Source organism: Mesorhizobium sp. M4A.F.Ca.ET.020.02.1.1, assembly GCF_004022645.1.
GTDB lineage: Bacteria > Pseudomonadota > Alphaproteobacteria > Rhizobiales > Rhizobiaceae > Mesorhizobium.
Genome location: NZ_RZOI01000691.1, coordinates 1 through 3,178 on the forward strand (window position 1 = coordinate 1; position 3,178 = coordinate 3,178).

The following is a 3,178-nucleotide window of genomic DNA, read 5'->3' on the forward strand; positions in this document are numbered from 1 at the left end:
TACCCAGTCTGACTGATGGCCGAAATGAGTAGCTTCGCTGTTCAGCGCCCCAAGCGATGCAGGAAACTCAAGATTCTTTAGCCGACCGTTACTTCGGCGGGCCAGTGCGCTCTATCCTCTTTAAGTCGAATACCATCATCTTCCGCTTGAGGCTGCGAAGTGTGGCACGGTATAGTACGTGTATGGGATTGAGACTGCTTCGCAACAAGAACCAACAACAGGCCAAGGCAGGCAACAGGAGCCATATTGACATACGGAACCGCCGATCCGGGCGATGAAGGTGCCGGACCCAAGAGCACCCTCGCCAGCACGGTCTATCATCAGCTTCGGGACGATCTCCTGCGCGGTGTGCTGGAGACCGAAAGCAAGCTTCGGGTCGAATGGGTGGTTTCGCGATATGGTGCCGGCGCTTCGCCCGTGCGCGAGGCTCTCAACCGTCTCGCCTCCGAAGGTCTGCTTGGCCGCCACGACCAGCGCGGCTTCTTCCTCATGCCGGTCAGCGCCGAGGAGCTGGAGGAACTGACGCGCACCCGCTGCTGGCTTGAGGAGCGCGCGCTGCGCGAATCGATCGAACACCGCACCGGCGAGTGGGAGGAGCAGCTGGTGCTGGCCCTGCACCGCCTGGCGCGCGCCCAGCGCCGCATGCCGGAGGATCCCTCGTCGAACAATCCCGACTGGGAGAAGCTGCATCGGGCCTTCCATCGCGCGCTGATTGCGGGCTGCCGGTCACACTGGCTGGTCGGTTTCTGCGACCAACTTTCCGACCAGGCTTCCCGCTACCGGCTGATGTCGCAGCACGGCCTGGGAGACGAGCGCGACGATCTTGCCGAGCACCGCCAGATCGCCGAACGCACGCTCGATGGCGACGCCGATGGCGCGGTCGAGGCCCTGCTCAACCATTACCGGCTGACGGCGGCCAGGTGCATGGCGCGCTTCAGCCGGGACGATGATCCGAAGGTGAGTGCCGCCAAGGCGCACCGCGGGCGCAAATAGCTGCTCGTTCAGCCTCAAATCTGATATTCGCTCTGACCGAAACGATGCGAATTCAGGATTCGCCGCGCCATTCGCGGGAGCAACAATGAGCAATCACCTGTTCGACGCTTTTCGCGCCCGCGTCACGGCGCCGCAGCGGCTGCTTATGCGGACGGATGATGGGCGATCTCTCACCTATGGCGACATGCTGGCGCGATCGGCGCAGCTGGCGCATGCGCTGGTGCAATCCGGCGTGGCGCCGGGCGACCGCGTCGCCGTGCAGGTCGAGAAGAGCCCGGAAGCGGTGCTGCTCTACCTCGCTTGCCTGCGCGCCGGCGCCGTCTTCCTGCCGCTCAACACCGCCTACACGCCGCCGGAACTCCGCTATTTCTTTGGCGATGCCGAACCACGGCTGGTGGTCTGCGACCCGGCAAGGGCGGCCGATATCGCCCCGCTGGCGCAAGCGTCCGGCGCGGCGCTGGCGACGCTTGGCCAGCACGGCGACGGTTCGCTGCCGGAAAGCGCTTCCGGATATCAGGCGGATTTCAACGACGTGGCGCGCGGACCGGACGACCTTGCCGCGATCCTCTACACATCGGGCACGACCGGCCGCTCGAAGGGCGCCATGCTCAGCCACGAGAACCTTGCGTCGAACGCACATGTGCTGGTCGAGTACTGGCGCTTCACGTCCGATGACGTCCTAATCCATGCGCTGCCGATCTTCCACACGCATGGCCTCTTCGTGGCCACCAACGTCATCCTGATGGCCGGCGCCTCGATGCTGTTCGAAGCAAAATTCGACCCGGCCCGCATCATCGCGCTGCTGCCGCGCGCCACGGCATTGATGGGCGTGCCGACCTTTTATGTCAGGCTTCTGCAGCAGGAGGGCCTGGACGCCCAGGCGGCCAAGAACATCCGCCTGTTCATTTCCGGGTCTGCGCCGTTGCTGGCCGAGACGCATGCCGCCTGGCGCGAGCGCACCGGCCACGCCATCCTCGAGCGCTACGGCATGACCGAGACCAATATGAACACGTCCAACCCCTATGATGGCGAGCGGCGCGCCGGCACGGTCGGCTTTCCTTTGCCGGGTGTTTCGCTGCGCATCGCCGATCCAGACGGCAGCGGGTCGCTTGCTCAGGGCAAGGTCGGCATAATCGAGGTGAAGGGCCCGAACGTCTTTGCCGGCTACTGGCGGATGCCGGAAAAGACTACGGCCGAATTCCGTCCCGACGGCTTCTTCATCACCGGCGATCTCGGCCTCATCGACCGGGACGGCTATGTGCATATCGTCGGGCGCGGCAAGGACCTGATCATTTCCGGCGGCTACAACATCTACCCCAAGGAGATCGAAGGCGAGATCGATGCGCTTGCCGGCGTTAGCGAAAGCGCGGTGATCGGCGTCGCTCATCCGGACTTCGGCGAGGGTGTCACCGCGGTCGTGGTGCGCAAGCCGGGCTCGGCCATCGGCGCGGCCGACGTCCTTGACGCCATTGCGGGCCGGCTCGCCCGATACAAACATCCGAAGCAGGTGATCTTCGTCGACGAGTTGCCCCGCAACACCATGGGCAAGGTGCAGAAGAACGTTTTGCGCGAGACCTACAAGGATCTCTACGCAGCGGTTCGAGCCGGCTAATAGCTTCGTCATCCTAGGGCGAAGCAAGGTGCGAAGCGACGCGGCGTAGACCCTAGGATCCATGCCGAGACGCCAAGGCGTTGCAACGTTTACAGAATTCTGCACCGTTACACTTTACGTCACAGGTCACGGCATGGATCCTCGGGTCAAGCCCGAGGATGACGATGCGCGAAGGGCTCCGGCCAATTGCGAACGTTGGTTTCCCAATTGCGGTGGGATCGATGGCCTACGCCCCGAACACCTTCTTCCCGCCGATCCAGACGCCTTGGACATCCAGATCGTCCGACAGTGCCACGATGTCGGCGGCGGTGCCGTTGGCGAAGCGGCCGAGCCGGTGCGCCTGGCCGACCGCCTCGGCCGGATAGAGCGAAGCCATGCGCAGTGCCTCGCCAAGCTCAAGCCCGACGCCGCGGTGCATGAAGCGCACGGCCGAGATCATGTCGAGATCGGCCCCGGCCAGCGTGCCGTCGGCCAGTCTGAGGCTGCCGTCCTTGCGGTAGATGGTGCGGCCGTTCAGCGTGAACGATGTCATGTCGGTGCCGATCGTCGCCATGGCGTCGGTGACCAGCACGA

General features: G+C 64.3%; 3 protein-coding genes. 2 read left to right on the forward strand and 1 reads right to left on the reverse strand.

Going from position 1 to position 3,178, the window contains the following annotated elements:
* Positions 1–246: 246 nt before the first annotated feature.
* Both EN742_RS29390 and EN742_RS29395 read left to right on the forward strand, forming a co-directional pair.
* The gene (locus tag EN742_RS29390) at positions 247–993 is read left to right on the forward strand and encodes a GntR family transcriptional regulator (protein ID WP_126056919.1); all 747 of its coding nucleotides are present in this window, start codon (positions 247–249) and stop codon (positions 991–993) included.
* Positions 994–1,078: 85 nt separating this feature from the next.
* Positions 1,079–2,605 carry a malonyl-CoA synthase gene (locus EN742_RS29395; protein ID WP_126056918.1) on the forward strand — a complete coding sequence of 509 codons (1,527 nt, stop codon included), beginning with the start codon at positions 1,079–1,081 and terminating at the stop codon, positions 2,603–2,605.
* A 226-nt stretch (positions 2,606–2,831) separates the two neighbouring features.
* Here EN742_RS29395 and EN742_RS29400 read toward each other — a convergent pair.
* Positions 2,832–3,178, reverse strand: a 347-nt coding sequence (locus EN742_RS29400; protein WP_148670342.1) for an amidohydrolase family protein, incomplete at its 5' end; no start/stop codon positions are given.